Below are 26,028 nucleotides of genomic sequence, written 5' to 3'. Positions count from 1 at the left end.
GGGCTCGGCCGCTCGGCGCTGGCAGCGTCGCCCGCTCTTGATTCGAGGACCTCATGATTCGCTTAGGTTTACTGCTACTGATTGTGCCGCCGCTGCTGATGCTCGGCCTTTATTTCTGGGAGCTGGCTGACGTTCGCGCCTGCGAGCTCGACGGCGGCCACTGGGACTACGTGGCCAGCGTCTGCCGCGACTCGGCCCAGGACTTTGCGCCCTGGGTCGAGCGCGCGCCGTTTTTGGTCAACGGCGGCATGATGACTTCAATCGTCGGCCTGCTCTTGTGCATGGTCGGGCTCGCCCAGCGGCGCAAGCGGTAACCCCAGGGTTCAGACGTCAGGCCTCTGCCAGCGTCCGGCGCAGGGTGGCGCGTACGGCGGCGGTCTCCGGGCGCACGCTGCGCCACAGGAAAAACGACTCCGCCGCCTGCTCGACCAGCATCCCCAGCCCGTCCACGGGTCGTGCCCCCCGGGCCTCGGCCCAGCGCAAAAACACCGTGGACGCGGCGCCGTACATCATGTCGTAGGCGGTGGCGCCCTTGGCGAAGAGGGTATCCGGCAGCGGCGGCATGTCGCCGGCAAGGCTTGCGCTTGAGCCGTTGATGACCACGTCAAACGCGCCATTGATCTCTTCAAAACCGCCGCCGCTCACGCGCCCGGCGTCGCTGAACGCCTCCGCCAGCGCCGTCGCCTTTGCCGCCGTGCGGTTGGCAATTACGACCTCCCCGGGCTTTTCGGCCAGAAGCGGCGCGAGTACCCCGCGCACTGCACCGCCGGCCCCCACTATCAGCACCCGCTTGCCCTTCAGCGCCACGTCGTGATGAGCAAGGTCCCGCGCCATGCCGACGCCGTCGGTGTTATCGCCGTAAAGGCGCCCGTTGCCGCCCACGATCAGCGTATTCACCGCCCGGGCCTGGCGCGCGCGATGGCTTACCGTATCGCACAGGGCGTAGGCATCGCCCTTGAACGGCACGGTGATGTTGGCGCCGCGCCCGCCTTCCCGGGCAAAGCGCTGCCAGGCGCCGGCAAAGTCATCCGCGGGGGCCTCGACGGCGGTATAGGTCAGCGCCTGGCCGGTCTGCTCGGCAAAGGCAGCATGGATCAGCGGCGACTTGGAGTGCGCCACCGGGTTGCCGAATACGGCGTAGCGATCGGCCATGATTTACTCCGAATCCTGAGGGGTCTGGTCAAAAGAGCGGCCGGGCGCTTCCGCCAGCCAGTCCCGGGGGGTCAAAAACGCTTCCAGCTCGGCTTCTGCGCTAGCTTCTTCGGGGGCGTAGGCGTATTCCCAGCGCGCCAGTGGCGGCATCGACATCAGAATCGACTCGGTGCGTCCGCCGCTTTGCAGGCCAAACAGGGTGCCGCGGTCCCATACCAGGTTGAACTCTACGTAACGCCCCCGGCGATACAGCTGAAAGTCGCGCTCGCGCTGGCCGTAGGGCGTACCCCGGCGGCGCTCGACAATGGGCAGGTAGGCGTCGAGGAAGCTGTCGCCCACCGCGCGCAGAAAGGCGAAGCACTCGTCAAAGCCGCCGGCAGTGACGTCGTCGAAGAAGAGCCCGCCCACGCCCCGGGTTTCGTCGCGGTGCTTGAGGTAAAAGTAGTCGTCGCACCACGCCTTGTAGCGCGGGTAGACGTCCTCGCCGAACGGCTCGCAGGCGGCCCTGGCCACCCGGTGCCAGTGGCATACGTCCTCGAGTACGGGGTAGAACGGCGTCAGATCGAAGCCGCCGCCGAACCACCACACCGGCGTTTCGCCGGCCTTCTCGGCGATGAAAAAGCGTACGTTGCCGTGGCTGGTGGGCACGTGGGGGTTTTCCGGGTGCAGCACCCAGGACACGCCCACGGCGTGAAAGCTGCGCCCGGTAAGCTCCGGCCGGGCCGCGGTGGCCGAGGGCGGGAGCGTATCGCCGTAGACGTGGGAGTAGTTGACCCCGCCCTTCTCGAACACGGCGCCGTTTTCGACCACCCGGGAACGGCCGCCGCCGCCGGCTTCGCGGTTCCAGCTGTCTTCCTGGAAAGTCGCCCCGCCGTCGGCGTCGGCGATGCCGTCGCACAGGCGCTCCTGCAGGTCGAGAAGGTAGCGTTTTACGTCGTCAAGGTGTTCATGAGCCACGGTTTGCTCCAGGGAACTGGCAGAATGAAACGGAAAGGATAGCCGGTAACGGCAAGGCGCCGGGCGTCAGTCGCGCAGCACGCGCCCGCTTGCCAGATCGCGGATCTGGCTGGGGCGCTCGTGCCCGCCGAGCCTGCCGGGTACAACTCCACCCAGCGCCTCGCCAAACATCGCGCCCGCCTCGTCCGCGGTCATGGCCGGGGGCTCGCCGGCGCGGTTGGCCGAGGTGGACACCAGCGGGCCGCCGAAGGCGTCGCACAGCGCCTGCATGCCGGGGTGGTCAGTCACCCGCAGGGCCACGCTATCGTGCTCGCCGCGCACCAGCTTGGGCGCCGTGCCGTTATCCGGCACCAGCCAGGTTACCGGCCCCGGCCAGCTCGCCCGCAGGGGCGCATACAGCGCCTTGTCGAGCCCTTCAAGCCAGGGCGCCAGCTGGGCCATCCTGGCGGCCACCACGATCAGCCCCTTGGCCGGATCCCGGGCCTTAAGCCGCAGCAGCCGGGCGACCGCCGCCTCGCTGTGCGGATCGCAGCTAAGCCCCCATACGGCCTCGGTGGGGCAGGCAATCACCTGGCCCGCGCGCAGGGCGCCTGCGGCCTTGGCAAGCGCGGTGGCGTCAGGGGTATCAGGGTGGCGGTCAGCCGTTGGCATGGGCTCTCCTCGCGGCATCAAACGGGCGGCGGCCATCGTATCATAGCAGCACCCGCCATCGCCTCGCCTCAGCGGCGCGCCCAGCCGCCGGCCTGGTGGCCCACCAGGCCGTCAAGTTCGAGCATTAGCAGCCGCTGCTGGCATTCGCCCACCGTCAAACCGACCTGCTCCACCAGCACGTCGATAGGCACGGGATTCGCTCCCAGCGCAGCCAGCAGCGGGTCGGCCGGTTCTGCGGGTGTTGCCGGCGCCTGGGGCGCCTGCTTCAGCAGCGCGGGTCGCCCCCCGGTATCCGGCCGGCAGGCGGCGTAGTGCCCGCCCCAGTGGGATAGCTCGGCGACGATATCTTCCGCGTCGCGCGCCAGGCTGGCGCCGGTACGCAGTAGCTGCAATGACCCTCTGGCCTGGACGTTATTGAGCGAGGCCGGCAGGGCAAAGAGCTCGCGCCCCTGCTCCAGCGCCAGCCTGGCGCTTACCAGCGAGCCGCTTTTTTCGGCGGCCTCCACCACCAGCGTGCCCAGCGAAAGACCGGTCACGATTCTGTTGCGCCGGGGAAAAAACGCCGGGTGGGCGCGCGTCCCCGGCGGGTGCTCGGCCAGCAGCAGCCCGCCGGGCGTATTGCCCAGCTGCTGATAGAGCTCCCGGTGGCGAGCGGGGTAGATGACGTCGATGCCGGTGGCGAGCACGGCAATGCTGGCCCCGCCGGCGTCCAGCGCGGCGCGCTGGGCCTCGGCGTCGATGCCCAGGGCCATGCCGCTGGTCACGCAGAATCCGCGCCGGGCAAGCTCCCGGGCAAAGGTGCGCGCGTTAGCCGCGGCTTCCCCCGTAGGCCGGCGGCTGCCCACCACGGCAATGCCGGCCTGGCTCAGCGCGCCGAGATCTCCCTGGGCCCAAAGCACCGCGGGCGGGTCGGCAATCTCGCCCAGCAGCGGCGGGAAGTCCGGATGATCGCGGTGCAGGATCGCCCGCCCCGGGGCCGCCCGCTCCCAGTCAAGGTTCGCCTCGACGGCGGGCGTCAGGGGGCTTCTCGCCGGATGATCCAGCCACAGGCGCAGCGCAGCCGCCGCCTGGCGCGGTAATAGCGCCAGCCAGCCTTCGGGCCACGCCGGCGCTCGCTCCTGCAGTTTGGCCAGGCCCTGGGGGCCCAGCCCCGGCAGGAAGAACACGGCAAGCCAGTCCCGGGTATCCACTGCGGCTCCTTGCGGGCGCTACCCGCTCAAGTTTTTCGCCCCAATCAGCGCGGTGGGTGGACAGCATCCCCCACCGCCAGCGTGCTGGTGGCTTCCATGACGATAGCGTAGCTCACCCGGTCGTAGGGGCGGAACACTACCAGCGTGCCCTCTACCTCACCGGGCAGGCGAACCTGCTCTTCCGTGCGCGGGTCCACAACGCGCTCGCCCTGCTGTTCGATACTCAGCACGTGCCCGGGCTGAATGCCGTCTTCGGTCCCCAGGTCAACGGCGACCACCTGCAGCCGGCCGATAAAGCGCACGCCGCCGGGCACGCCAACGATATGGCCGGCCACGTCACGCTGGGGCACCCGGGGGTCCATCTCTGCCGCGTCGAGGCGCGTTTCCAGGGGCAGGATGATGTCGTTGCTGCGCACTTCCTGAGAAGATTGCTTCACGTTCATGCGCATCATGTCAGCGCTTTTACTGGCCAGCACGCCCTCGCCGATGCTGATCAACTCAAGCCCCAGGGGCTCGCCGGCGGCGTCGCGGTACACCTCGCCCCGGCGGAAAATGCCCAGCCGCTGGCCGCTTTGAAGCTCGGCCGTCGCCGAGGCCTCCACGGGTCGAACGAATATCTGATCCCCGGCGCCGCTGATCAGGCGCTTGTTTTCCGTACCGACGACGTAGGCCAGCTCGTCCAGCGACTCCGGCTTGTCGACCACGCGGTGCTCGCGCAAAAAGGCCTTCAGCACGCTCATGGGCAACGGCAGGACTGCCTCACGGCGCGGCAGCGCGCGCATTTTCGGCGTCATTTTTACCACGTCCTGGCCGCGCTCGAGACCCAGGCAGGGGCGGCCGTCGCAGTCGCGCAGCGTGATCCGGTCGCCGGGGTAAATCAGGTGGGGATTGTCGATCTGGGGATTTTTCTGCCACACGCCGGGCCAGCGCCAGGGGGCGTGCAGAAAGTGGCCGGCGATGTCCCACAGGGTATCGCCGCTTTTCACCGTATAGCGCGCCGGCGCGTCCTGGCGCCAGCGCACCTCGTCCGCCACGGCCGTACCGCCTACCAGCAGGGCGATGACGGCGGCAGCCGCCAGCCTTAGCACCCGGCCGCGGCGCGCTCCCTCAGATCCTTTCATGCTTCTGCTTCTCCCTGTGATGGCTCATGCGGCGCCTGGCGCCCGCTGTCGGCATGCCCGGACGACCGTGATATAATGGCCGGCAGCAAAGCGCCCCAACCGGCCTTCCCCCGGACAGCAACGCACAGCGCCTGGGCGCCTTACCCGAATCAGCATAACGGTACACATAACGCTATGGCTAAACTACCTATATTGACCTTTCCTGACGACCGGCTGCGGACAAAAGCCGCGCCCGTCGAGGCCGTCGATGACGAGGTGCGCGCGCTGGTCGACAGCATGCTGGAGACCATGTACGACGCCCGCGGCATCGGCCTTGCCGCCACCCAGGTGGACGACCACCGCCGGGTCATCGTGATGGACGTCAGCGAGTCGGGCAACGAGCCCTTGGTGCTCATCAACCCCACCTACGAGCCGCTGGGCGATGAGCAGGCGCCGATGTCTGAAGGCTGCCTGTCCATCCCCGAGTACTACGCCGAGGTGCCCCGCCACCTGCGCGTCAGGCTGAGCGCCACCGGCCGCGACGGCGAGCCCTACGAGCTCGAAGCCGACGACCTGCTGGCCCACTGCATTCAGCACGAATGCGACCACCTGGAAGGCGTGCTGTTCGTCGACTATCTGTCGCCGCTCAAGCGCGAGCGCGTGCTGAAGAAAATGCAGAAGCGCCAAAAACAGCTGCTGGACGCTTAGCCCGCGCCGTCTCGCCGAGCCGGATCACCTCGCACCGCGCGGTTTTCCGGCTTTTCGCCGTCGGCCCCGGCGGCCGAATCTATCCGCACCTTTCGCTTCAGGGACATCACCATGTCATCACTGCGCGTCGTCTTCGCCGGTACGCCGGACTTTGCCGCCTCGAGCCTGCGGGCGCTGCTGCAAAGCCGCCACCGCGTGGTGGGCGTTTATACCCAGCCCGACCGCCCTGCCGGCCGCGGCCGGCGGCTGGCCCCGAGCCCGGTGAAAGCACTGGCTCTGGAGCAGGGGCTGGACGTCTACCAGCCGGCCACGCTGAAAGACGCCGACGCCCAGGAAGCGCTTGCCGCGCTCGACGCCGACGTCATGGTCGTGGTCGCCTACGGCCTGCTGCTGCCCCGGGCGGTGCTGGACCTTCCGCGGCTTGGCTGTGTCAACGTCCACGCCTCGCTGCTACCGCGCTGGCGGGGCGCCGCGCCCATTCAGCGCGCCATCGAAGCCCAGGACGCCGAAACCGGGGTGGCGATCATGCAGATGGACGCCGGGCTTGATACCGGCGCGGTGTTCGCCGAGGCGCGCACGCCGATCACCGATACCACCACCGGCGGCGAGCTCCACACCACCCTGGCCGACCTCGGCGCCGAAACCCTCGCCACCACCCTTGACGCCATGGCGGAAGGCCGCGCCAGCGCCACCCCCCAGCCCGAGGAGGGCGTGACCTACGCCGCCAAGCTTTCCAAGGCCGAAGCCGAGCTCGATTTTACCCGCCCCGCCGCCGAGCTTGCCGCCCGGGTGCGCGCCTTCAACCCCTGGCCGGTGGCCTGGTGTACGCTTGGCGATGACGACGCCCGCCTGCGGCTGCTGATGGCAAGCGCCGATAAAGCCGCCGGCACGGCCCAGCCGCCGGGGACGCTTTTGCCCCCGGACGCCGACGCCCTGCGCATCGCCTGCGGCGAGAACGGCGATCAGGTGCTGCGCGTAACCCGGGCCCAGCTGCCCGGCGGCAAGGCGCTTGCGGTGCGCGAGCTGCTCAACGCCCAGTCCCCGCGCCTGGCCGAAGGCAACCGCCTGGGCCGCTACGCCAAAGGAGCCACGTCATGACTCGGGAAACGCCCGCCGGCGCTACCGGCACGGACGTTCGCGCCGCTGCCGCCCGCGGGCTGGCGCCGGTGCTCAAGGACCAGGGCTCGCTTGCCGGCCTCAACGAGGCAAGCGTTGCCCCCCGGGACCGCGCCCTGCTCAAGGAGCTGTGCTTCGGCACCTGCCGCCACCTGCCGCGTCTGGAGGCGCTGGCCGGCGAGCTCTTGCGCCAGCCGCTAAAAAAGCGCGATCAGGACGTCCAGGCGCTGCTGCTGCTGGGGATTTACCAGCTGTTGTACATGCGCATTCCCGCCCACGCCGCCGTGGGCGAAACCGCCGGCGCGGCGAGGCTCCTGGGCAAGGCCTGGGCCACCCGGGTGCTCAACGGCTGCTTGCGCCGCCTGCAGCGCGAGTCCGCCGCGCTCCAGGCCAAGGTCGACCGCACGCCAAGCGTGGCGCTGGCTCACCCCGAATGGCTGCTGGACGCCTTCAGAAGCGCCTGGCCCGAGCAGTGGCGCGCCCTAGCCGAAGCCAACAACCGGCCCGGCCCTATGACGCTGCGCGTCAACGCCCGCCACGGCCACCGCGAAGCCTACCTTGCCGCGCTTGCCGAGCGGGGCATGACAGCGCGGGCCTGCGCCCACGCCCCGGACGGCATCACCCTGGTCACCCCCTGCGACGTCGCCGCCCTGCCCGGCTTCGAGGCAGGCCATGCAAGCGTCCAGGACGAAGCCGCCCAGCTCAGCGCAGTGCTGCTCGGGCCTACGCTTGCCCCGCGCCCGGGAGCCCGGGTGCTGGACGCCTGCAGCGCCCCCGGCGGCAAGACCGCGCACCTGCTCGAACAGTTCGACATCGCCCTGACCGCGCTCGACAGCGACGGCGAACGCCTGGCCCGGGTCGACAACACCCTGGAGCGGCTGGGGCTCAATGCCGAACTGCACCACGCCGATGCGACCCGGCGCGGCGACTGGAGCCAGACCGAATTCGACGCCATCCTGCTCGACGCGCCCTGTTCGGGCACCGGCGTCATCCGCCGCCATCCGGACATCAAGCGCCTGCGCCGCCCCTCGGACATCGTCAAACTTGCCGCCCTGCAGGCGCGCATTCTCGACAACCTCTGGCCGCTGCTGGCCCCCGGCGGCACCCTGCTCTACGCCACCTGCTCAGTGCTGCCGGAAGAAAACGCCGACCAGATCAGCGCCTTTCTTGCCCGCACCCCGGACGCCCGGAACACCACGCCCGACGACGTGGCCTGGGGGCAGCCCAGCGGCGGTGGCCGCCAGCTGTTGCCGCTCGATGACGGACACGACGGCTTTTTCTATGCCAGACTCGTGAAAGCGGCCGCCTGAGCGGCCCATCACCAAGCGCTATTCGGTTCGTAAAGGAGAGTAGAAATGAGCAACGTTTACAAACACGTCGAGCTGATCGGCACCTCGGAAAAAAGTATCGAAGACGCCGTCCAGCGCGCCCTTACCAAGGCCGCGGAAACCCTGCACAACATGCGCTGGTTCGAAGTCGTCGAAACCCGGGGGCACATCGAAGACAACCGGGTCGCGCACTGGCAGGTTACCGTCAAGGTCGGCTTCACGATTGAATAACCGCCCCGCCAGGGCGGCCTGCTCTTTCCTCCGCGGCCGGTTCAGGCCGGCCGCCTTACCCGGGACGGCGCGAAAGCGCCGTCCTTTTGCTGCAGACGCTGAGACGCGATGAAGATCATCATTCTCGGGGCCGGCCAGGTCGGCGGCACCCTGGCGGAACACCTGGCCCGCGAAGAAAACGACATCACCGTGGTGGACACCGACGGCGAGCGCCTGCGCGGGCTGCATACCCGGCTCGACATCCGCACCGTGGTCGGCCCCGGCTCCTACCCCAACACGCTGCGCGAGGCCGGCTGCGAGGACGCCGACATGCTGATCGCGGTGACCAACACCGACGAAATCAACATGATCGCCTGCCAGGTGGCGCACACCCTGTTTCGCACCCCGACGAAGATCGCCCGGGTGCGCACCACGGCGTACCTCACGCGCAAGGGGCTTTTTGCCCACGAGGCCATTCCCATCGACGTGCTGATCAGCCCCGAGCAGGTGGTCACCGACCACGTCCGCCGGCTGATCGAGCATCCCGGGGCGCTTCAGGTGCTCGAGTTTGCCGGCGGGCTGGTCCAGCTGGTGGCGGTCAAGGCCTTCTACGGCGGCCCGCTGGTGGGCCAGAACCTGGGCTTTTTGCGCCGCCACATGCCCAACGTCGATACCCGGGTGGCCGCCATCTACCGGCGCAACCGGCCGATCATCCCCCGGGGCGACACCGTCATCGAGGCCGACGACGAGGTTTTCTTTCTCGCTGCCCGGCGGGATATCCGCGCGGTGATGAGCGAGCTGCGCCGCCTCGAGCGTACTTTCCGCCGTATCGTCATCGCCGGCGGCGGCAACATCGGCGAGCGTCTGGCCGAACATCTCGAGCACAACCACCAGGTCAAGATCATCGAGCATAACCTCAAGCGCTGCACCCAGCTCTCCGAGCGCCTGGACCGCACCGTGGTGCTTCACGGCGGCGCCACTAGCAAGCGCCTGCTGGAAGAAGAAAACATCGAAGACTGCGATATCTTCTGCGCGCTGACCAACGACGACGAGGTCAACATCATGTCGTCGCTTCTGGCCAAGCGCCTGGGCGCCAAGAAGGTGCTCACCCTGATCAACAACGCCGCCTACGTCGATCTGGTTCAGGGCGGCGAAATCGACATCGCCATCTCGCCCCAGCAGGCCACCATCGGCAGCCTGCTCACCCACGTACGCCGGGGCGACATCGTCAACGTCCACTCCCTGCGTCGGGGAGCGGCCGAGGCCATCGAGGCCATCGCCCACGGCGACAAGCAGTCGTCCCGGGTGGTGGGCCGCAGCATCGGCGAGATCGACCTGCCCGAAGGCACCACCATCGGCGCGGTGGTGCGCCGCCGCAAAGTGATGATTGCCCGGCGCGACGTCGTGATAGAGTCAGGCGATCACGTCATCCTGTTCGTCATCGACAAGCGCCGCATCCGCGACGTCGAGCGCCTGTTCCAGGTCGGGCTGACCTTTTTCTGACATGCCGTTTTCTGCCATGCCACACGTGCTGCGCCACCGCGATCACAAGGAGCCGCGCCGACCATGAGCCTGCGGGTGATTCTGCGTATTCTGGGGCTGTTGCTGATGCTGTTCAGCCTTACCATGCTGCCGCCGATGCTGATCTCGCTGTGGTTTCGCGACGGCGTGTGGAATGCCTTCAGCCTGGGGATCGCGATCACCGTGTTCACCGGCCTGGTGCTGTACCTGCCCAACCGCCGCGCGCGCAAGGAGCTGCGCATCCGCGACGGCTTTCTGATCGCGGCCATGTTCTGGGCGGTGCTCGCGCTTTTCGGCTCGCTGCCGCTGATGCTGTTCGGCGAAGGGGCGCTGTCGTTTACCGATGCGGTATTCGAGTCGTTTTCCGGGCTCACTACCACCGGCGCCACGGTGATCACCGGGATCGACTTTCTGCCCGAGTCCGTCCGCTACTACCGCCAGCAGCTGCAGTGGCTGGGCGGCATGGGCATCGTGGTGCTCGCCGTCGCCATTCTGCCGACCCTTGGCGTGGGCGGGATGGCGCTTTATCGCACCGAAATACCCGGCCCGCTGAAGGACTCCAAGCTCACCCCGCGCATCACCGAGACCGCCAAGGCGCTGTGGTACATTTACGCCACCCTGACCGTGGCCTGCATGCTGGCCTACATGGCCGCGGGCATGGGCTGGTTCGACGCCCTGGGGCACAGCTTTTCTACCGTGGCCATCGGCGGGTTCTCCACCCACGATGCCAGCATCGGCTTTTTCGACAGCGCCGCCGTGGAGCTGATCTGCGCCGGCTTCATGCTGATTTCGGCGTTCAGCTTCAGCCTGCACTTTATTGCCTGGCGGGAAAAGCGCCTGCTGCACTATTTTCAGGATCCCGAAGCGCGGTTTTTGATGCTGTTCCTGCTGGGGCTGGTCAGCATCACGGTGTTCACCCTGTGGCTGACCCAGACCTACCAAAGCCCCCTGGGGATGCGCCACGCGCTGTTTGAGGTGGTATCGGTTGCCACCACCACCGGCTTTTCCGTGGCGGACTTCTCCACCTGGCCCGGGGCGCTGCCGTTTCTACTGTTCGTGGCGGCCTTTGTCGGCGGCTGCTCCGGCTCCACCGCCGGGGGGATGAAGGTCATCCGCATCATCTTGATCCTGAAGCAGGGCATGCGCGAAATCATGCGGCTGATTCACCCCAACGCGGTGATTGCGGTGAAGGTGGGCAAGGTCAGCGTTCCCGACAGCGTGGCCCAGGCGGTATGGGGATTTTTCTCGGTCTATGTGATGCTGTTTTTTCTGATGATGGTGGGCGTCATGGCCACCGGAGTCGACCAGATTACCGCCTGGTCCGCCGTGGGCTCGGCGCTCAACAACCTGGGCCCGGCGCTGGGCGAGGCCAGCACCCACTACGGCAACCTGCCCGGCTTTGCCAAGTGGGTGCTGGTGCTGGCCATGCTCCTTGGCCGCCTGGAAATCTTTACCGTCCTGGTTTTGTTTACCCCCGCTTTCTGGCGCCGCTAGCGGCGTCGTTCATTTGTCGACGATTGAGACCTCCTGCATGAGCGAAGATCACGTTCTGTCACCCGCGCCAGAGGCGCTGCCCGCGACCAGCGGGCCGCTGCACACCGTCACCGTGGGCAACACGCACTACACGCTGCTGGGCACCGCCCACGTCTCCCGGGAAAGCGCCGACGACGTCGAGGCGCTGCTTGCCACCGGGGCCTTCGACGCCGTGGCCATCGAGCTGTGCGCCGCCCGCCACCAGAGCCTGACCCAGCCCGACGCCATGGGCGAGCAGGATCTCTTCCAGGTATTCAAGCAGGGCAAGGCCGGCATGGTGGCGGCAAGCCTGGCGCTGGGCGCCTTCCAGCAGCGCATTGCCGACCAGTCGGGCATTCAGCCCGGCGCGGAAATGCGCGCCGCCGTGGAGCAGGCCGAGCGCACCCGGCTGCCGCTGCTGCTGATCGACCGCGACGTGGGCACCACACTCAAGCGGGTGTATCACAGCGTGCCCTGGTGGCAGCGTTTCGGCCTGCTGTCGGGGCTTCTCGGCAGCGTGCTGTCGCGCCAGAAAATTTCCGGCGAAGAGATCGAAAAGCTCAAGGAAAGCGACGTGCTCGAGGCCACCTTCAGCGAGTTCGCCGCCGAGTCCGAGGCGCTCTACACGCCGCTGATCCGCGAGCGCGACCGCTACATGGCCCTGCGCCTGGCCGAAACCGCCCCGCCCGGGCGCTACGCTAACGTGCTGGTGGTGCTGGGCGCCGGCCACCTCCAGGGCACCGAAGAGCACCTCTCGGCGCCGCTGCCGGAAAGCCCGGCGGAAGAGCGCGAAACCCTGGAGGCCACTCCGCCGCCGTCGAAGCTCTGGAAAGCGCTGCCCTGGGTGATCTCGGCGCTGGTGATTGCCGGCTTTGCGCTGGGCTTTTCGCGCAATACCGAGCTTGGCTGGCAGCTGGTCAGCGAGTGGTTTTTGATCAACGGCGTGCTTTCTGCCGGCGCCACCGTTGCCGCCCTTGCCCACCCGGTGACCGTGGTGGCGACGTTCTTCGCCGCGCCGCTCACCTCGCTCAACCCCACCATCGGCGCGGGCTTCGTTGCCGCCGGGGTGGAGCTCTATATGCGCCGGCCCAAGGTGCGCGACTTCGCCACCCTGCGCCACGACGTCACCCGGCTCAAGGGCTGGTGGCAAAACCGGGTCTCGCGCACCCTGCTGGTGTTTCTGCTCGCGACCCTGGGCTCCGCCGCCGGCACCTGGATCGCCGGCTTCCGCATCGCCGGCGCGCTGTTCGGATAACGCTGATGCAACGCCCCCGCACGCTATGGCAGGCCGATGCCCTGCTGCTGCTCGTCACCATGATTGCCGCCGCCGGCTGGATTTTTTCCAAGGAAGCGCTGGCCGGGATGCCGCCGGTGGGCTTTATCGGCACGCGCTTTTTACTGGCGGGCCTCCTGCTGGCCGGCATGGCCTGGTCGGGGCTGCGGCAGCTGTCCCGCTCCGCGCTTTATCGCGGGCTGCTGGTGGGGCTTCTGTTCAGCGCCGCCATTGGCTTCTGGGTGCTCGGGCTTGCGCACTCGAGCCACCTGGGCGAAAGCGCCTTTATCAACAGTTTGGGCATCCTCATGGTGCCCGTGGTCGCCCTGCTGCTGTTCGGCGAGAAGCCGCCGCGCCCCACCTGGGTCGCGCTGCCGGTGGCCCTCCTGGGTTTTTCGCTGCTGTCGCTCAACGCCGGCTTCCGGCTCGAGGCGGGCCAGCTGTTCATGCTGTGCTCGGCAGCGTGCTTTGCCCTGTTGATCAACGCCAACATCCGCGTGGTGCGCCACCTGCCGGCGCTGCCGCTCACCGCCCTGCAGCTGCTGGTGGTTGGCGTGGTTCTCACCCCGACGTCTCTGCTCCTGGAGCACGGGAGCTACCAGCTGACGCCGGCCGTTCTGGGCTGGTTTCTGGCTAGCGCCATCCCCGCCACCGCGCTGCGGTTTTTCCTCCAGATCAAGGGGCAAAGCCTGACCACGCCAAGCCATGCCTCGGTCATCCTGATGCTGGAAGCGGTGTGGACGGCGCTGTTTTCCGCCCTGTGGTTCGGCGAGACCATGACTGCGCTGCAGCTTGGCGGCTGCGGGCTGATTTTTGCCGCCCTGCTGATCAGCCGCTGGCGCCGGATCGTCTCGGCGCTGCGCCGCAGCCCGGCGTAAAGCACTGCTCGGCGCTGGCTTTGCTCACTCCCCCGGCGCGCCGGCGCCCGGCTCCTCTGCTTTAGGCACCGGGCGACGCTTCCACCAGCCGGCGAGCACCGAACCCGAGACGTTGTGCCACACCGAGAAAATGGCCCCCGGCAGCGCCGCCCCAGCGGTAAAGAACTGGCTCGCCAGGCTGACCGCCAGCCCCGAATTTTGCAGTCCAACCTCAAAGGCAATGGTGCGCGCGGTGCGTTCGTCAAAGTGCGCCGCCTTGGCCATGCCGTAGCCGCCGGCAAGCCCCACGCCGTTGTGCAGCACCACCGCCAGCGCCACCGTCGGCCCCAGCGTTAGCAAGCGGTCGGCGTTCAGCGCCACCACAATGGCGATAATCAGCACGATGGAAAGCATGGCAAGCGTCGCAAGGCCCGGCTCTACCGCCCGGATACGCGCCCCCAGAAAGTGGTGCACCACCACCCCGGCCGCCACCGGTATCACGACCAGCTGGGCGATGCTCGCCAGCATCCCCAGGGTCGGCACGTCGACGCTGTGCCCGATCAATAGCAGCGTCAACAGCGGCGTAGCAACCACCGAAACCAGCGTTGACACCATGGTCATCGATACCGATAGTGCCACGCGCCCGCCGGCAAGCCAGGCCATGACGTTGGACGAGGTGCCGCCGGCCGTGGCGCCCACCAGCACCATGCCCAGGGTCAGCTCGGGCGAGAGCGAAAGCAAAAGCGAGATTAAAAGCGCCGCCAGCGGCATGATCAGAAACTGCAGCGCCACGCCCACCAGAATCGGCGCGGGGGATTTCACCACCCGGGCAAAGTCGCACCCGGAAAGCGTCAGCCCCATGGAAAACATGATCACCGTCAGCAGCAGCTGGATCTGCCCCGACATGCCCGTAAACCAGTCCGGCACTACGGCCGCAACGGCGGCCAAGAGCACCGCCCAGACGGGGAAAAGCCGGTTAAAGCGCTCAAAATACTGCATTATTGCTGTCATCCTCTACTCGGGTTTGCCTCGCCAGCAGCCGCTGCATGGCGGGGCTGGGCGCGTCGATTTTGCGGTGGCCGCGGCTGGCGGCGTAGCTTTCGTTAAACGCCTCGAAGTAGTCGTCGAGGGCGCTGGCGGCCTCACTATCGCCGTTCTGGCGCAACAGCTCCGCGGCGACTTCGGCGGTGCTTAAATGCTCGGCCAGGGCGGATTTGCGCAGCCGGTAGCGGCTTTGCCGCGCGGTGCGCAGCGGCAGCACCGGCAAGGCGTCCAGATAGGGGCTTTTGCGAAAGATCCGCCGGGCCTGGCGCCAGGTGCCGTCGAGCAGGAGATACACCGGCACGCGGCCCTCTCTCTGCGCCTTGCCGACCGCACGATTATCCACCATCCGGTCATTATCGTAGTCGGGCTGATCGTCGGGAAATACCACAAAGGGCGCGTAGCGCTCGTCTTGCAAAAGCGCCAAAAGCTCGGCGTCGGGCTCGGTACGATGCCAGGTAAACACCCGGGTATCTTCCAACACGTCGCCGATCAGCCGGCCGGTGTTGGTGGGTTTGTAATGCTCCATGCGGTGGGTTAAAAGCCACACCCGAGCACGGCTTGGGGCGCTCACCCGGTAGGGGCAGAGGCAGTTGAGCGCCGGCAGGTTGCAGCCCTCGCAGCGCACCACGAAGCTGCCCCGCGCCTTGAATTCGCCCCGGGTAAAGGTGGCGTCGGGCGTATTCATACGGCCTCCGAGTCGGCAAAAGACTCGCAGTATAAAGCAGCCGCCCCAGCGTGACGACGCTATTAGCACGCGGCCTGTTCGCATCAGCCGTATCCATGGCTCGCTATGTAAACCATTTTATTTTTTCGGGTTGACACGGAATACGGCGCATCGCTAAAGTTCCGTCAACTTTAAATACGAAAAAGGTTTACTCATGCCCGCAACCGCCTCCCGGCAGCGCCATGACTGGTCGATTGACGAGATCAGCGCGCTGTTCGCCCTGCCGTTTAACGATCTGCTGCTGCGCGCCCAGCAAACTCACCGCGCCCACTTCGAGCCCAACGCGGTGCAAATTTCCACGCTGCTGTCGATCAAGACCGGCGCCTGCCCGGAAGACTGCAAGTACTGCCCCCAGTCCGGCCACTACAACACCGGGCTGGGGAAGGAAAAGCTGATGGAGGTGGACAAGGTCGTGACCCAGGCACGGGCGGCCAAGGCGGCCGGCGCCAGCCGTTTCTGCATGGGGGCAGCGTGGAAAAGCCCGCGCGAGCGCGATATGCCGGCGGTGGAAGAAATGGTCCGCCAGGTCAAGGCGCTGGGGCTTGAGACCTGTATGACGCTGGGTAGCGTCAGCGACAAGCAGGCCGAAAAGCTCGCCGCGGCGGGGCTCGACTACTACAACCACAACCTCGACACCTCGCCGGAATACTACGGCGAGATCATCACCACCCGCACCTTCGGCAAGCGGCTGGAAACCCTCGACCACGTGCGCAGCGCGGGGATGAAGGTCTGCACCGGCGGCATTCTGGGCATGGGCGAAAGCCATCGCGACAGAAGCGCTTTGCTTCAGCAGCTGGCAAGCCTTAACCCGCACCCGGAGTCCGTGCCCATCAACATGCTGGTCAAGGTGCCGGGCACGCCGCTGGAAAACGTCGAAGACCTCGACCCGCTGGAGTTCGTCCGCGCCATTGCCGTGGCACGGATCATGATGCCGCAAAGCCACGTGCGGCTGTCTGCCGGGCGCGAGAACATGAGCGAATCGACCCAGGCGCTGGCGTTTATGGCCGGGGCCAACTCGATCTTTTACGGCGACAAGCTGCTGACCACCGACAACCCTCAGGCCGACCGCGACCGCGCGCTGTTTCACAAGCTCGGCCTGCACCCGGAAACCCGCGACGCCGTCCACGCCGGCGCAGACGACGCCGAGGCCGCCCAGCTGGCCCGGCAGCTGCACCTGGCCAAAGCCAACGCGCTAGCGGTGGACGCCAGTGCCTGAGCCAGTCGCAGAACGCCCCGCTAGTGCCCCGCAGCCGTGGCATGAGCACCTCGCAAACGCCCGACACCAGCGCCAGCAGGCCAACCGCTGGCGCACCCGCCGGGTGATGCTGGATGCCGCGCTGGACTTTGCCGGCAACGACTACCTCGGCCTTGCGCTTGAACCGAGAGTGCGCGAAGCCACCGCCGAGGGAGCCCGCCGCTTTGGCGCGGGCGCGGGGGCCTCGCACCTGGTCAGCGGGCATTTGGCCGTACACGAAACCCTTGAGCGCAAGCTGGCCGAGTGGCTGGGGCGCGAGCGGGCGCTTTTATTCTCCACCGGCTACATGGCCAACCTCGGCGTGATTCAAGCGCTGGCCGACCGCGACACGGCGATTTTTCAGGATCGGCTCAACCACGCCTCCTTGATCGACGGCGCGGCCCTTGCCGGCGCGCGCTCGCGGCGCTTTCACCACCGCGACGGCAAAGATCTTGAGCGGCTGCTGTCGCGCAGCGGTGCCGCACGCAAGCTCGTCATCAGCGACGGCGTGTTCAGCATGGACGGCGATATCGCCAACGTGGCCGAGCTGGCCGCCACCGCCAAGCGTCACTCAGCCTTGCTGATGGTCGACGATGCCCACGGCGTCGGCGTGCTGGGGGAGTCCGGCGGCGGCTGCACCGAAGGTATGGGTGCGGCTGAGGTGCCGCTACTGGTGGGCACCTTCGGCAAGGCGCTGGGCACCGGCGGGGCCTTTGTCGCCGGCGACGCCGGGCTGATCGAGCATATTACCCAGTTCGCCCGCAGCTACGTGTACACCACCGCCCAGCCGCCCGCCGTCACCGCCGCCACCCTTGAGGCGCTGAATATCGTGCGCGGCGAGCCCGAGCGTCGGGCGCGCCTTGAGGCCAACGTCGCGCTCTTCCGCCGCGAAGCCGCGCGCCTGAACCTGCCGCTGGCCGACTCCATCACGCCCATTCAGCCGCTGATGCTGGGCGATGAAGCGCGCACCCTGCGCTGGGCCGCCGAACTTGAAGCCGCCGGTTTAGCGGTCGGCGCGATTCGCCCGCCCACGGTGCCAAAGGGCCAGGCGCGGCTGCGCATAACCTTAAGCGCGCGGCACACCGGGGCCGATATCAAGCGGCTGCTTGACGGCCTTGGGCGCTGCCGGCGGGAGGACGCCCCATGAGCCAAGGCTTAACGCTTACCCTACTCCACGGCTGGGGCGTGGACGCCCGCGTCTGGCAGCCTTTGCAGCCCCACTGGCCAGAAGGCGTGGGCGTCGCTGCCCCCAACTGGCCGGGATACGAAAGCCACCCTGCCCTTGCCGACCCGGCCGAACTTTCTACCACGGCCGATCTTTCTGCCAGCGCCGATATTGCCGCCACGGCCAGCGCCATGGCCGCGAGCCTTCCACAAAACAGCGTGTGGGTGGGCTGGTCGCTGGGCGGGCTTTTGGCCGTGGCCATGACCGACCACCTGCCGCCGCCCCAGGGCATTATTCTGCTCGGCGCCGGCGCACAGTTCTGCTCGCCTAACGGCGTTACCCCCCAAGCCCTTGCCGAGTTTACCTCCGCCTTTCAGCGCAGCCCCAGCGCCGCCTGGCGGCACTTTCTGCGCTGGCAAAGCAGCGGCGAGCCCGAGCCCCGCACCGCCCTAAAACGATTGCACGCGCTTTTAGGCAAAACCCCGCCGGCGGATACCCCCACCCTTGCCGCGGGGCTTGGCTTTCTGGAAACGTTGGATAACCGCGAACGGCTGCAAACGCTGCCCTGCCCCGTGGCCACGCTTGCCGGGGAAAACGACCCCTTCCTAAATCAGCCGCCCGCTGGTGAGACGACGGCAGGCGAGCAAATGGCTCAAGCCGGCCACTGCCCGATGGTTTCCCAGCCCGCGGCATTAGTGGACGCGCTGTGCCGCATCGCGGCTGAAATGACCCAGCCTGGGGAGGCCTCATGAGCACCCTTGCCTTATTGGACAATACCACCAACGCACCCAGCGGCGACTGGCAGGCGCGCGTGGCCCGGGCGTTTTCCCGCGCGGCCGAGCTCTATGATGAACGCGCCAGCGCCCAGCGCCGCATCGGCGAGGGGCTGTGGCAGCGCCTGCCGGGCACGGCTCAAAGCGTGGTGGACGTGGGCTGTGCCACCGGCGGCTGGACGCGAAGGCTGGCCGAGCGCTACCCAGCGGCAACCGTGACCGGCGTGGACATCGCCCCGGGCATGCTCGCCCAGGCGCGCAAGCGCGGCGGGCGGGTACGCTTTCGCGAAGGCGGCGCCGAGGCCCTGCCGGCAGGCGACCAGAGCGTCGAGCTGATTTTTTCCAACCTCGCGCTGCAGTGGTGCCGGGACATTGACGCGGTCATGGCCGAGTTCGCCCGGGTGCTCGCCCCCGGCGGGCGTGCGGTATTCACTACCCTGCTGGCCGGCACGCTTGAAGAAATCGGCGCGGCCTTCAATCGCCCCGGCGCATTACTCGACTATACAAGCCGGGCCGACCACCGTTGTGCCGCCGATGCCGCAGGGCTCAGGCTGACCCGCGAGCGCACCCACCTTGAGCGCTTTTACTACCCGGACATGGCCGCGGTGATGGCCTCGATCAAGGGCGTGGGCGCGCAAATCGCCCGCCCGCAAAGCAAGGGACTAACCCGTCGGGATCTCAAGGCGGCCACCCAACGCATGGAGCAGCGGCGCACGCCCGAAGGTCTGCCCGTCAGCTACCGCTGCTTAACGCTTACCTTGGAGCGCCCGTGAACGCCTACTTTGTTACCGGCACCAACACCGACGCGGGCAAAACTCTGGTCACCAGCGCGCTGCTGTGCGCCGCTCGGCAACAGGGTTTGAGCACGCTGGGGCTCAAGCCCGTGGCCTCGGGCAGCGACGCCACCCCGAGCGGCCTGCGCAACGCCGACGCGCTGGCGCTGCAGGCGCAAAGCGTGCCGGCGGTGAGCTATGACACCGTCAACCCCCACGCCTTTGCGCCGGCTATTGCCCCGCATCTGGCGGCGGATGAGGCCGGCTGCACGCTCAGCGCCGGCGGTTTGGCCAACGGCCTACACAGCACCCTTGAGCGCCACCCGCGGGACTTGTGCCTGATCGAAGGCGCCGGCGGCTGGCGGGTGCCGCTCAACGAGGCCGAAGACTTCGCCGACCTGGCCGCGCGGCTGGATCTTCCGGTGATTCTCACCGTGGGGCTAACCCTTGGCTGTATTAACCACGCGCGGCTCACGGCGGAAGCCATCGCCGCCGACGGTCTGACCCTTGCCGGCTGGGCGGGCAGCGTATTGGAAGCCGATTTTGCCGCCGACACGCCGCGCTTTAGCGCCAACCTTGAGCTGCTGGAAGACCGGCTCGGCGCGCCGTGTCTCGGCGTGATTCCCCACCTTGACGCCCCCGGCGCCGAGGCGGCCTCTCACTATCTCAGCCTTTCTTGTCTGACCGCACAGGAGCCCGCATGACCTCCCCCGTTTGGCACCCCTACCAACGCCTGAGCCATTCCACCGATCAGGCCGCTACGCCACCCAAGGTAGTCGGCGGCGACGGCGTCTATTTTGAGCTTGAGGGCGGCGAGTGGCTGCTGGACGCCTGCTGCTCCTGGTGGTGCATGATCCACGGCTACCGCCACCCGCGGCTAACCCGCGCCATCGCCGAGCAGGCCGAGACGCTAAGCCACGTGATGCTCGCGGGGCTGACCCACGATCCCGCCGAACGGCTCGCTCGAGCGCTGGTGCGCGTCACGCCCGCGGGGCTCCACCACGTATTTTTCATCGACAGCGGCTCGGTGGGCATGGAAGTGGCGATGAAAATGGCGCTGCAGTACCACATCCTCACCGGCAGCCCGCAAAAAACCCGCATGCTCGCGCTCAAGCGCGGCTACCACGGCGATACCAGCGGCTGCATGGCGGTGTGCGATCCGGACAACGGCATGCACAAGCTGTTCAGCCCGCTGCTGCCCCAGCACCATTTTGCTCCCGCGCCCACGGCCCCCTTTGACGCCGCGCCCGAAGGCGTCGAGAGCGACCTGGCCGCGCTGCGCGAAGTGCTGGAATCCCACCATCACGAGATCGCCGCGCTGCTGATGGAGCCTTTGTTGCAGGCCGCCGGCGGGCTCAACATGACCTCGCCGCACTACCTGCGCGGCGCGCGCAAATTGTGCGACGAGTTCAACGTGCTGCTGGTGTTTGACGAGGTAGCCACCGGCTTTGGCCGCACCGGCAAGCTGTTCGCCGCCGACCACGCCGAGGTGACGCCGGACATCATGGTGCTGTCCAAGGGGCTCACCGGCGGCTATCTCGGCCACGCCGCGACCCTGGCCACCGACCGCGTACACGACGCCTTCAGAGGCGAAAGCGACATCCACGCCTTGATGCACGGGCCGACCTTCATGGGCAACCCGCTGGCCTGCCGGGTGGCGTTGGAGAGCCTGGCGGTGTTTGAGGAGGAGAACTATCTGGAGAAGATCGCCCGGCTAAGCGCGGTGCTAACCCGGGAGCTTTGCGAAGACGCCGAGCTTGCCGCGAATCCCGCGGTAGCGGACGTGCGCGTGCTGGGCGCGGCGGCGGTGATCGAGGTCCACGACGCGGCGGATCTCGACGGCCTGCGCGACTTCGCTCGAGCGCGCGGCGTGTGGCTGCGGGCCTTTAACCGCTACCTCTACACCATGCCCGCCTACATCACCACCGAAGCGCAAATGACGACCATTACCGACGTGATGAAAGCCTGGTTTTTGGCGCACCGCGATCGACCGGCCGGCTAGACAAAGCCGAGCACGATCCCCAGGTTCAGCAGCGCCAGCGTGCCCAGCAGCGTGGCCACGTTGATGCCCATCCAGAACGGCAGCCGGGACGGCGCGTCGCAGTCGGCGCTGATCCCGTGCCCCAGCCACACGGCGACCGGCAGCGGCAGCAGCGCGACGGCTGTGGGCCACGGCAGCCACCCCAGCAGCAGCCCCAGCGCCACCACCGCATAGCTTGCCAGCAGCATGGCCGTGACCCAGCGCGAGGCCCGCCGCCGCCCCAGCAGAATCGGCAAGTGGCGCCGCCCGTGATCCTCGTCGGCTTCGACATCGGGAAACTGGTTGACCAGCAAAAGCTCGCTGGTCAAAAGCCAGGCCACCAGCGCCACGCAGGCAGCGGTGGCGTCGAGATGCCCGCCCAGCGCCAGCACGGTACCGACGACCATGACCGGGCCAAAGCCCAGCCCCGGCGCCAGCAGGCACAGCGCCGGCGAGCGCGTCAGCCAGCGGGTATACGCCACCACCAGCGCAATACCCAGCACCCCCGGGTAAAGCAGCGCCGCCCCGCGCAGCCAGATAAAATAGACGCCGATCAGCACCACCCCCAGCAGGCTGAGCGCGCCGGCCGCAAGCACCCAAACGGCCGCTGACGGCATTGCCGGCAGGGTCCCGCTGCCCCCGGAAAACGGCGTGCGCGCGGTGGTGAAGTCAAGCCCCGAACGATAGTCGTCGTACTCGTTGAGCCAGTTGACGGCGGCGTGCCCCAGCAGACCGCCCAGCATCACCAGCGCTATCTTCTGCCCGGCGGGGGCCGCTCCCTGGGCCACCGCCACGACCACTCCCAGCAGCACGCACAGCGGGGCCAACACAAGAAAGCTGGGGCGCGACGCCTGCCAGATGGCGGCAATGTTTTGCATGGACTCTCTCCGGTTGCGGCCGCGATAAAACGGTATTCAATCCGCCCAGGGCGGAATCGGCGTGGCAGGATATCCCAATAAACAACGCCCAACCGCTTTTAACGTCGGGAATACGCCGTGTTACGACGCAAGTCTGACATAAATCAATCTATATTTTCATATAAGCTGATATATTGTTAATAAACAGAGTCAGTCCGTGGCACAGCATGAAGGAAAACACATGAAAGAAAAAAAACCCCGCCGCAAGAGCTTCGTGTGGGGGGCCGGCCTGCTCGCCATCGGCGCCTGCATCGGTGCAGCAGCCCTCTACGGCACGCAGTGGTCGCTCAAGGCGACCTCGACCAACGAGTTCTGCGTCAGCTGCCACTCCATGGACGTTCCCTACGAGGAGTGGCAAGGCACCAACCACTTTGCCAACGCCAAGGGCATCCAGGCCGGCTGCGCCGACTGCCACATTCCCCACGAGGGCTTCGCCTATCTGGAAAAGAAGATGACCAGCGGCATCAGCGACGTGATCGCTGAAATGAGAGGCGGCATTTCCGACGCCGACGCTTACGAGCAAAAGCGCGCCGAGATGGCGAAAAAGGTGTGGGCCGAGATGGAGGCCAACGACTCGCGCACCTGCCGCAGCTGTCACAACAGCGAGCACTGGGATCTCTACGAACAGAGCCCCAAGGCGGCAAGCGAACACCGCTCCATGGCGGACAGCGGCGACACCTGCATCAGCTGCCACCGCGGCATCGCGCACTTTCCGCCTGATCTGGGCGACGAAGCCAAGGCAGCGTCGGGCAAGCTCAGCCAGCTGGCCGCCAACCTGCCGAAAAGCCCGGATACGCTCTATCCCATCCGCCAGCACGCGCTGTTCGAGCACCGCGATGACAACGCGCCAATGGCCCGCATCCTGCCGAGCACACCGCTTGACATCCTCGAGCAGGACGGCGACTGGCGCCAGGTTCGCCTCAAAGGCTATCAGCCGCCGGATGCCGACCGGGTTCTTTATCGCCACCCCGGCAAGCGCATTCTTTCGGCCTCCATCGCCGATGCCGGGCAGCAGCGCCTGAGCGTTGAGGCGGATGACAACGACGCCGGCTGGAAGCACGCGCAGCTAACGGGCTGGGTCCAGCCCGACGCCATGGTCGCAGACGCTCAGGCGATCTGGGACTACGGCGAAGAGCTCAACAACGCCTACTGCGGTAGCTGCCACTCCGTCAAGGGGCCCAAGGACTACACCGCCAACCAGTGGCCAAGCATGGTTGACGCCTACGCCGATCGCACCTCGATCAGCGACGACGACAAAGCCCTGTTGACGTTCTATCTGCAAATCCATGCCAACGACATGCCCAAGCAGGAGACTCACTGATGAATACCCTCTGGAACATGAAGCGACGCACTTTTCTCAAGGGCGGCAGCAGCTTCGTCGCCGCGGCCGCGCTTGTATCACCCGCCAGCGCCCTGCGCGCCTTTGCCCAGGAGCCGGCAAAAACCGTCATCACCGCCGCGCACTGGGGGCCGCTTAAAGTCACCGTCGAAAACGGGCGGATCACCGAGTCGGGGCCGGCGCTGGCTGACCGCCGGGAAAACTACCTGCAGAGCGTAGTCGCCGACCAGGTACACCACCGCGTGCGCGTCAAGCAGCCGATGGTGCGCAAGGGCTTTCTCGACGGCCTCGACGACGTCGAAAACCCCGATGGAAAGCGCGGCAAGGACGAGTTTGTCGCCGTGAGCTGGGAGCGCGCCTACGACCTGGTCGAGCAGCAGCTGCGCCGCGTACGCCAGGAGCACGGCGCCAAATCGATCTGGGGCGGCTCCTACGGCTGGTACTCGTCGGGCAGCCTGCACGCCGCCCAAACGCTCCTGCAGCGTTTTCTGCGGCTCACCGGCGGCTACGTCGACCGCGTCAACTCCTACTCCACCGGCGCGATCAGCGTGATCATGCCCCACGTGATGGGCAACGCCGAAACCACCGTGCCGCAAACCACCTGGCCGGTGATCCTCGAGCACTCGGACGTGGTCATGATCATGAGCGCGAACCCGATGAACACCCTCGAGATCGCCTGGACCAGCTCCGACGAGAAAGGCCGGCTGTATTTCGAAAAGCTGCGCGACAGCGGCAAGCGCATCATCATCGTCGACCCCATGTACTCGGAAACCGCGCGCTTTTTCGGCGACCGCGCCGAGTGGATAGCGCCCAACCCGACCACCGACGTGCCGCTGATGCTGGGCATCGCCCACGAGCTTTTGACCACCGAGCGCCACGACCCGGCCTTCCTCGACGAATACACCGTGGGCTTCGAGCGCTTCGCCGCTTACCTCCGCGGTGAGGACGATGGCACCGAGAAAACGCCGGAATGGGCCGCGGCCATCTGCGACGTGCCCGCCGACAAGATCCGCGAGCTGGCCGCGCTGTTTGCCGACAACCGCACCATGCTCATGGCCGGCTGGGCGATGCAGCGCGCCGACAAGGGCGAGCAGCCCCACTGGACGCTGGTGACGCTTGCCGCCATGCTCGGCCAGATCGGCCTGCCCGGCGGCGGCTTCGGCTTCAGCTACCACTATTCCAACGGCGGCGTCCCGCCCCACGAAGCCATCGTCGTACCGGGCATCAGCGCCACGCCCGACGCGCCGCACCTGGCCGACCAGATCGAAGACACCAGCGAATACACGCTGCCGGTGGCGCGCATTGTTCACGCCCTGGAAAACCCCGGCGAGCAGATGGACTACAACGGCGGCAAGGTGACGCTGCCCGACCTCCGTCTGATCTGGTGGTGCGGCGGCAACCCCTTCCACCACCACCAGGACACCAACCGCCTGCGCCAGGCCTGGCAAAAGCCCGAGGTGGTCATCGTCTCCGAGCCCTACTGGACCGCCACCGCCAAGCACGCCGATATCGTGCTGCCGATCACCACCAGCTACGAGCGCGACGACATCACCATGACCGGTGATTTCTCCAACATGCACATCGTGCCGATGAAAAAGGTGGTCGAGCCCCAGCACGAAGCCCGGGACGACTACGAAGTGTTTCGCGAGCTTTCCGCGCGGTTCGGCGTTGAGCAGGAATATAGCGAAGGCCGGACGCAAATTGGCTGGGTCAAGCACTTCTATGAACAGGCGGCAGACGTTGCCCGCGCCCAGCGCGTGCGGATGCCGCGCTTCCAGCAGTTCTGGGAAGAAAACGCCATTATCAAGAACCCGGTCGATTCGAGCCGCGCCGACTGGGTGCGCCACGCCGATTTCCGCGAGGACCCTATCCTCAATCCGCTGGGCACGCCTTCCGGCAAGATCGAGATCTTTTCCGAGACCATCGACGCCATGAACTACGACGACTGCCTGGGCCACGCCTCATGGCTCGAGCCGGTGGAGTATCTGGGCAATGCCACGCCGGAGCATCCGGTCCACCTGATGACTCCGCACCTGGCGTATCGGCTGCACTCCCAGCTCAACTACACCCGCCTGCGCGACGAGTACGCCGTGGCCAACCGCGAGCCGGTGTTCCTCCACCCGGACGACGCCGCCGAGCGGGACATCGCCGACGGCGACCTGGTGAGGGTGTACAACGACCGCGGCCAGATCCTCTGCGGCGCGGTGCTCGATGAGGGCATCAAGCGGCGCGTGATCGCCATACACGAGGGCGCCTGGTACGACCCCGCCGACGACAGCGACAACGCGCTGTGCAAGAACGGCAACATGAACGTACTGGTCGTCGACCGCGGCACGTCCAAGCTCGCCCAGGGCACCTGCGGCTATACCGCGCTGGTGGAGTTCGAGAAATTCACCGGTACCGCCCCCGAGCTTACCGCCTTCGACCCGCCGACCGGCGCGGCCTGACCCCGGCACGCCCTGGA

Annotated in this window: 25 protein-coding genes; 17 read left to right on the top strand and 8 right to left on the bottom strand. The window is 67.2% G+C overall.

All coding sequences use genetic code 11. The features are described from left to right. Window positions 1-53: 53 nt before the first annotated feature. Window positions 54-314 carry a hypothetical protein gene (locus RS027_RS03600; protein WP_311954313.1) on the top strand — a complete coding sequence of 87 codons (261 nt, stop codon included), beginning with the start codon at window positions 54-56 and terminating at the stop codon, window positions 312-314. A 16-nt stretch (window positions 315-330) separates the two neighbouring features. Here RS027_RS03600 and aroE read toward each other — a convergent pair whose 3' ends face one another. The 5 genes from aroE to RS027_RS03575 form a co-directional block, all read right to left on the bottom strand. Next, window positions 331-1,152 carry a shikimate dehydrogenase gene (gene aroE / locus RS027_RS03595; protein WP_311954311.1) on the bottom strand — a complete coding sequence of 274 codons (822 nt, stop codon included), beginning with the start codon at window positions 1,150-1,152 and terminating at the stop codon, window positions 331-333. A gap of 3 nt (window positions 1,153-1,155) precedes the next feature. Further along, window positions 1,156-2,109, bottom strand: coding sequence for an oxygen-dependent coproporphyrinogen oxidase (gene hemF / locus RS027_RS03590; RefSeq protein ID WP_311954308.1), 954 nt, complete (start codon window positions 2,107-2,109; stop codon window positions 1,156-1,158). Between the two features lie 66 nt (window positions 2,110-2,175). Further along, a complete protein-coding gene (gene tsaC, locus RS027_RS03585) occupies window positions 2,176-2,760 on the bottom strand; it encodes an L-threonylcarbamoyladenylate synthase type 1 TsaC (protein ID WP_311954303.1) in 585 nt (194 codons plus the stop codon). 68 nt (window positions 2,761-2,828) lie between these two features. Further along, window positions 2,829-3,950, bottom strand: a complete 1,122-nt coding sequence (dprA, locus tag RS027_RS03580; protein WP_311954297.1) for a DNA-processing protein DprA — start codon at window positions 3,948-3,950, stop codon at window positions 2,829-2,831. A gap of 44 nt (window positions 3,951-3,994) precedes the next feature. Next, window positions 3,995-5,071, bottom strand: coding sequence for a LysM peptidoglycan-binding domain-containing protein (locus RS027_RS03575; RefSeq protein WP_311954294.1), 1,077 nt, complete (start codon window positions 5,069-5,071; stop codon window positions 3,995-3,997). A gap of 174 nt (window positions 5,072-5,245) precedes the next feature. Here RS027_RS03575 and def point away from each other — a divergent pair, with 174 nt between their 5' ends. The 8 genes from def to RS027_RS03535 all read left to right on the top strand — a co-directional run bounded on the left by def (window position 5,246) and on the right by RS027_RS03535 (window position 13,596). Next, window positions 5,246-5,758, top strand: coding sequence for a peptide deformylase (gene def, locus RS027_RS03570; RefSeq protein ID WP_311954286.1), 513 nt, complete (start codon window positions 5,246-5,248; stop codon window positions 5,756-5,758). 111 nt (window positions 5,759-5,869) lie between these two features. After that, window positions 5,870-6,856 carry a methionyl-tRNA formyltransferase gene (gene fmt, locus RS027_RS03565; protein WP_311954275.1) on the top strand — a complete coding sequence of 329 codons (987 nt, stop codon included), beginning with the start codon at window positions 5,870-5,872 and terminating at the stop codon, window positions 6,854-6,856. Further along, complete coding sequence (gene rsmB / locus RS027_RS03560) at window positions 6,853-8,184, top strand: 16S rRNA (cytosine(967)-C(5))-methyltransferase RsmB (protein ID WP_311954272.1); 1,332 nt, start codon at window positions 6,853-6,855, stop codon at window positions 8,182-8,184. The genes fmt and rsmB overlap by 4 nt, the downstream gene beginning before the upstream one ends. Window positions 8,185-8,229: 45 nt before the next feature. After that, a complete protein-coding gene (locus tag RS027_RS03555; protein WP_311954269.1) occupies window positions 8,230-8,433 on the top strand; it encodes a dodecin in 204 nt (67 codons plus the stop codon). Between the two features lie 108 nt (window positions 8,434-8,541). Further along, window positions 8,542-9,915, top strand: coding sequence for a Trk system potassium transporter TrkA (trkA, locus tag RS027_RS03550; protein WP_311954267.1), 1,374 nt, complete (start codon window positions 8,542-8,544; stop codon window positions 9,913-9,915). 63 nt (window positions 9,916-9,978) lie between these two features. Then, entirely contained in the window at window positions 9,979-11,427 is a 1,449-nt protein-coding gene (locus RS027_RS03545; protein WP_311954265.1) for a TrkH family potassium uptake protein, read from the top strand. 37 nt (window positions 11,428-11,464) lie between these two features. Next, complete coding sequence (locus RS027_RS03540) at window positions 11,465-12,700, top strand: TraB/GumN family protein (RefSeq protein ID WP_311954262.1); 1,236 nt, start codon at window positions 11,465-11,467, stop codon at window positions 12,698-12,700. Window positions 12,701-12,705: 5 nt separating this feature from the next. Next, entirely contained in the window at window positions 12,706-13,596 is an 891-nt protein-coding gene (locus RS027_RS03535) for a DMT family transporter (protein ID WP_311954259.1), read from the top strand. Between the two features lie 24 nt (window positions 13,597-13,620). On the opposite strand, the gene RS027_RS03530 is transcribed toward RS027_RS03535, so the two are convergent. Both RS027_RS03530 and RS027_RS03525 read right to left on the bottom strand, forming a co-directional pair. Next, complete coding sequence (locus RS027_RS03530; protein WP_311954358.1) at window positions 13,621-14,574, bottom strand: bile acid:sodium symporter family protein; 954 nt, start codon at window positions 14,572-14,574, stop codon at window positions 13,621-13,623. Continuing rightward, complete coding sequence (locus tag RS027_RS03525; RefSeq protein ID WP_311954255.1) at window positions 14,561-15,304, bottom strand: tRNA-uridine aminocarboxypropyltransferase; 744 nt, start codon at window positions 15,302-15,304, stop codon at window positions 14,561-14,563. The genes RS027_RS03530 and RS027_RS03525 overlap by 14 nt, the downstream gene beginning before the upstream one ends. Before the next feature lie 193 nt (window positions 15,305-15,497). Between RS027_RS03525 and bioB the strand changes: the two genes are divergently transcribed. The 6 genes from bioB to bioA are packed head-to-tail and all read left to right on the top strand — an operon-like array spanning window position 15,498 to window position 21,290. Continuing rightward, window positions 15,498-16,559: a biotin synthase BioB gene (bioB, locus tag RS027_RS03520; RefSeq protein WP_311954251.1), complete on the top strand. Its 1,062-nt coding sequence runs from the start codon at window positions 15,498-15,500 to the stop codon at window positions 16,557-16,559. Further along, window positions 16,552-17,724: an 8-amino-7-oxononanoate synthase gene (gene bioF, locus RS027_RS03515; protein ID WP_311954249.1), complete on the top strand. Its 1,173-nt coding sequence runs from the start codon at window positions 16,552-16,554 to the stop codon at window positions 17,722-17,724. Before bioB ends, bioF begins: the two co-directional genes overlap by 8 nt. Continuing rightward, window positions 17,721-18,494 carry an alpha/beta fold hydrolase gene (locus RS027_RS03510; RefSeq protein WP_311954246.1) on the top strand — a complete coding sequence of 258 codons (774 nt, stop codon included), beginning with the start codon at window positions 17,721-17,723 and terminating at the stop codon, window positions 18,492-18,494. Before bioF ends, RS027_RS03510 begins: the two co-directional genes overlap by 4 nt. After that, window positions 18,491-19,288, top strand: a complete 798-nt coding sequence (locus tag RS027_RS03505) for a methyltransferase domain-containing protein (protein WP_311954243.1) — start codon at window positions 18,491-18,493, stop codon at window positions 19,286-19,288. The genes RS027_RS03510 and RS027_RS03505 overlap by 4 nt, the downstream gene beginning before the upstream one ends. Beyond that, entirely contained in the window at window positions 19,285-19,992 is a 708-nt protein-coding gene (gene bioD, locus RS027_RS03500) for a dethiobiotin synthase (RefSeq protein WP_311954240.1), read from the top strand. Before RS027_RS03505 ends, bioD begins: the two co-directional genes overlap by 4 nt. Further along, entirely contained in the window at window positions 19,989-21,290 is a 1,302-nt protein-coding gene (bioA, locus tag RS027_RS03495; RefSeq protein ID WP_311954237.1) for an adenosylmethionine--8-amino-7-oxononanoate transaminase, read from the top strand. The genes bioD and bioA overlap by 4 nt, the downstream gene beginning before the upstream one ends. Here the strand turns inward: bioA and RS027_RS03490 are convergent. Further along, on the bottom strand, window positions 21,287-22,186 hold the full coding sequence (locus RS027_RS03490; protein ID WP_311954233.1) for a prenyltransferase: 900 nt from the start codon (window positions 22,184-22,186) through the stop codon (window positions 21,287-21,289). The genes bioA and RS027_RS03490 overlap by 4 nt on opposite strands. Window positions 22,187-22,406: 220 nt before the next feature. Between RS027_RS03490 and RS027_RS03485 the strand changes: the two genes are divergently transcribed. Continuing rightward, window positions 22,407-23,546, top strand: a complete 1,140-nt coding sequence (locus RS027_RS03485) for a NapC/NirT family cytochrome c (protein WP_311954230.1) — start codon at window positions 22,407-22,409, stop codon at window positions 23,544-23,546. After that, the gene (locus RS027_RS03480) at window positions 23,546-26,011 is read left to right on the top strand and encodes a molybdopterin guanine dinucleotide-containing S/N-oxide reductase (protein ID WP_311954228.1); all 2,466 of its coding nucleotides are present in this window, start codon (window positions 23,546-23,548) and stop codon (window positions 26,009-26,011) included. The genes RS027_RS03485 and RS027_RS03480 overlap by 1 nt, the downstream gene beginning before the upstream one ends. Window positions 26,012-26,028: the final 17 nt, after the last annotated feature.

It is taken from the genome of Halomonas garicola (assembly GCF_031935715.1).
Taxonomy (GTDB): Bacteria; Pseudomonadota; Gammaproteobacteria; order Pseudomonadales; family Halomonadaceae; genus Vreelandella; species Vreelandella garicola.
The sequence above is the reverse complement of the archived record's forward strand: the minus strand, read 5'-3'. Positions and strand labels throughout refer to the sequence as shown.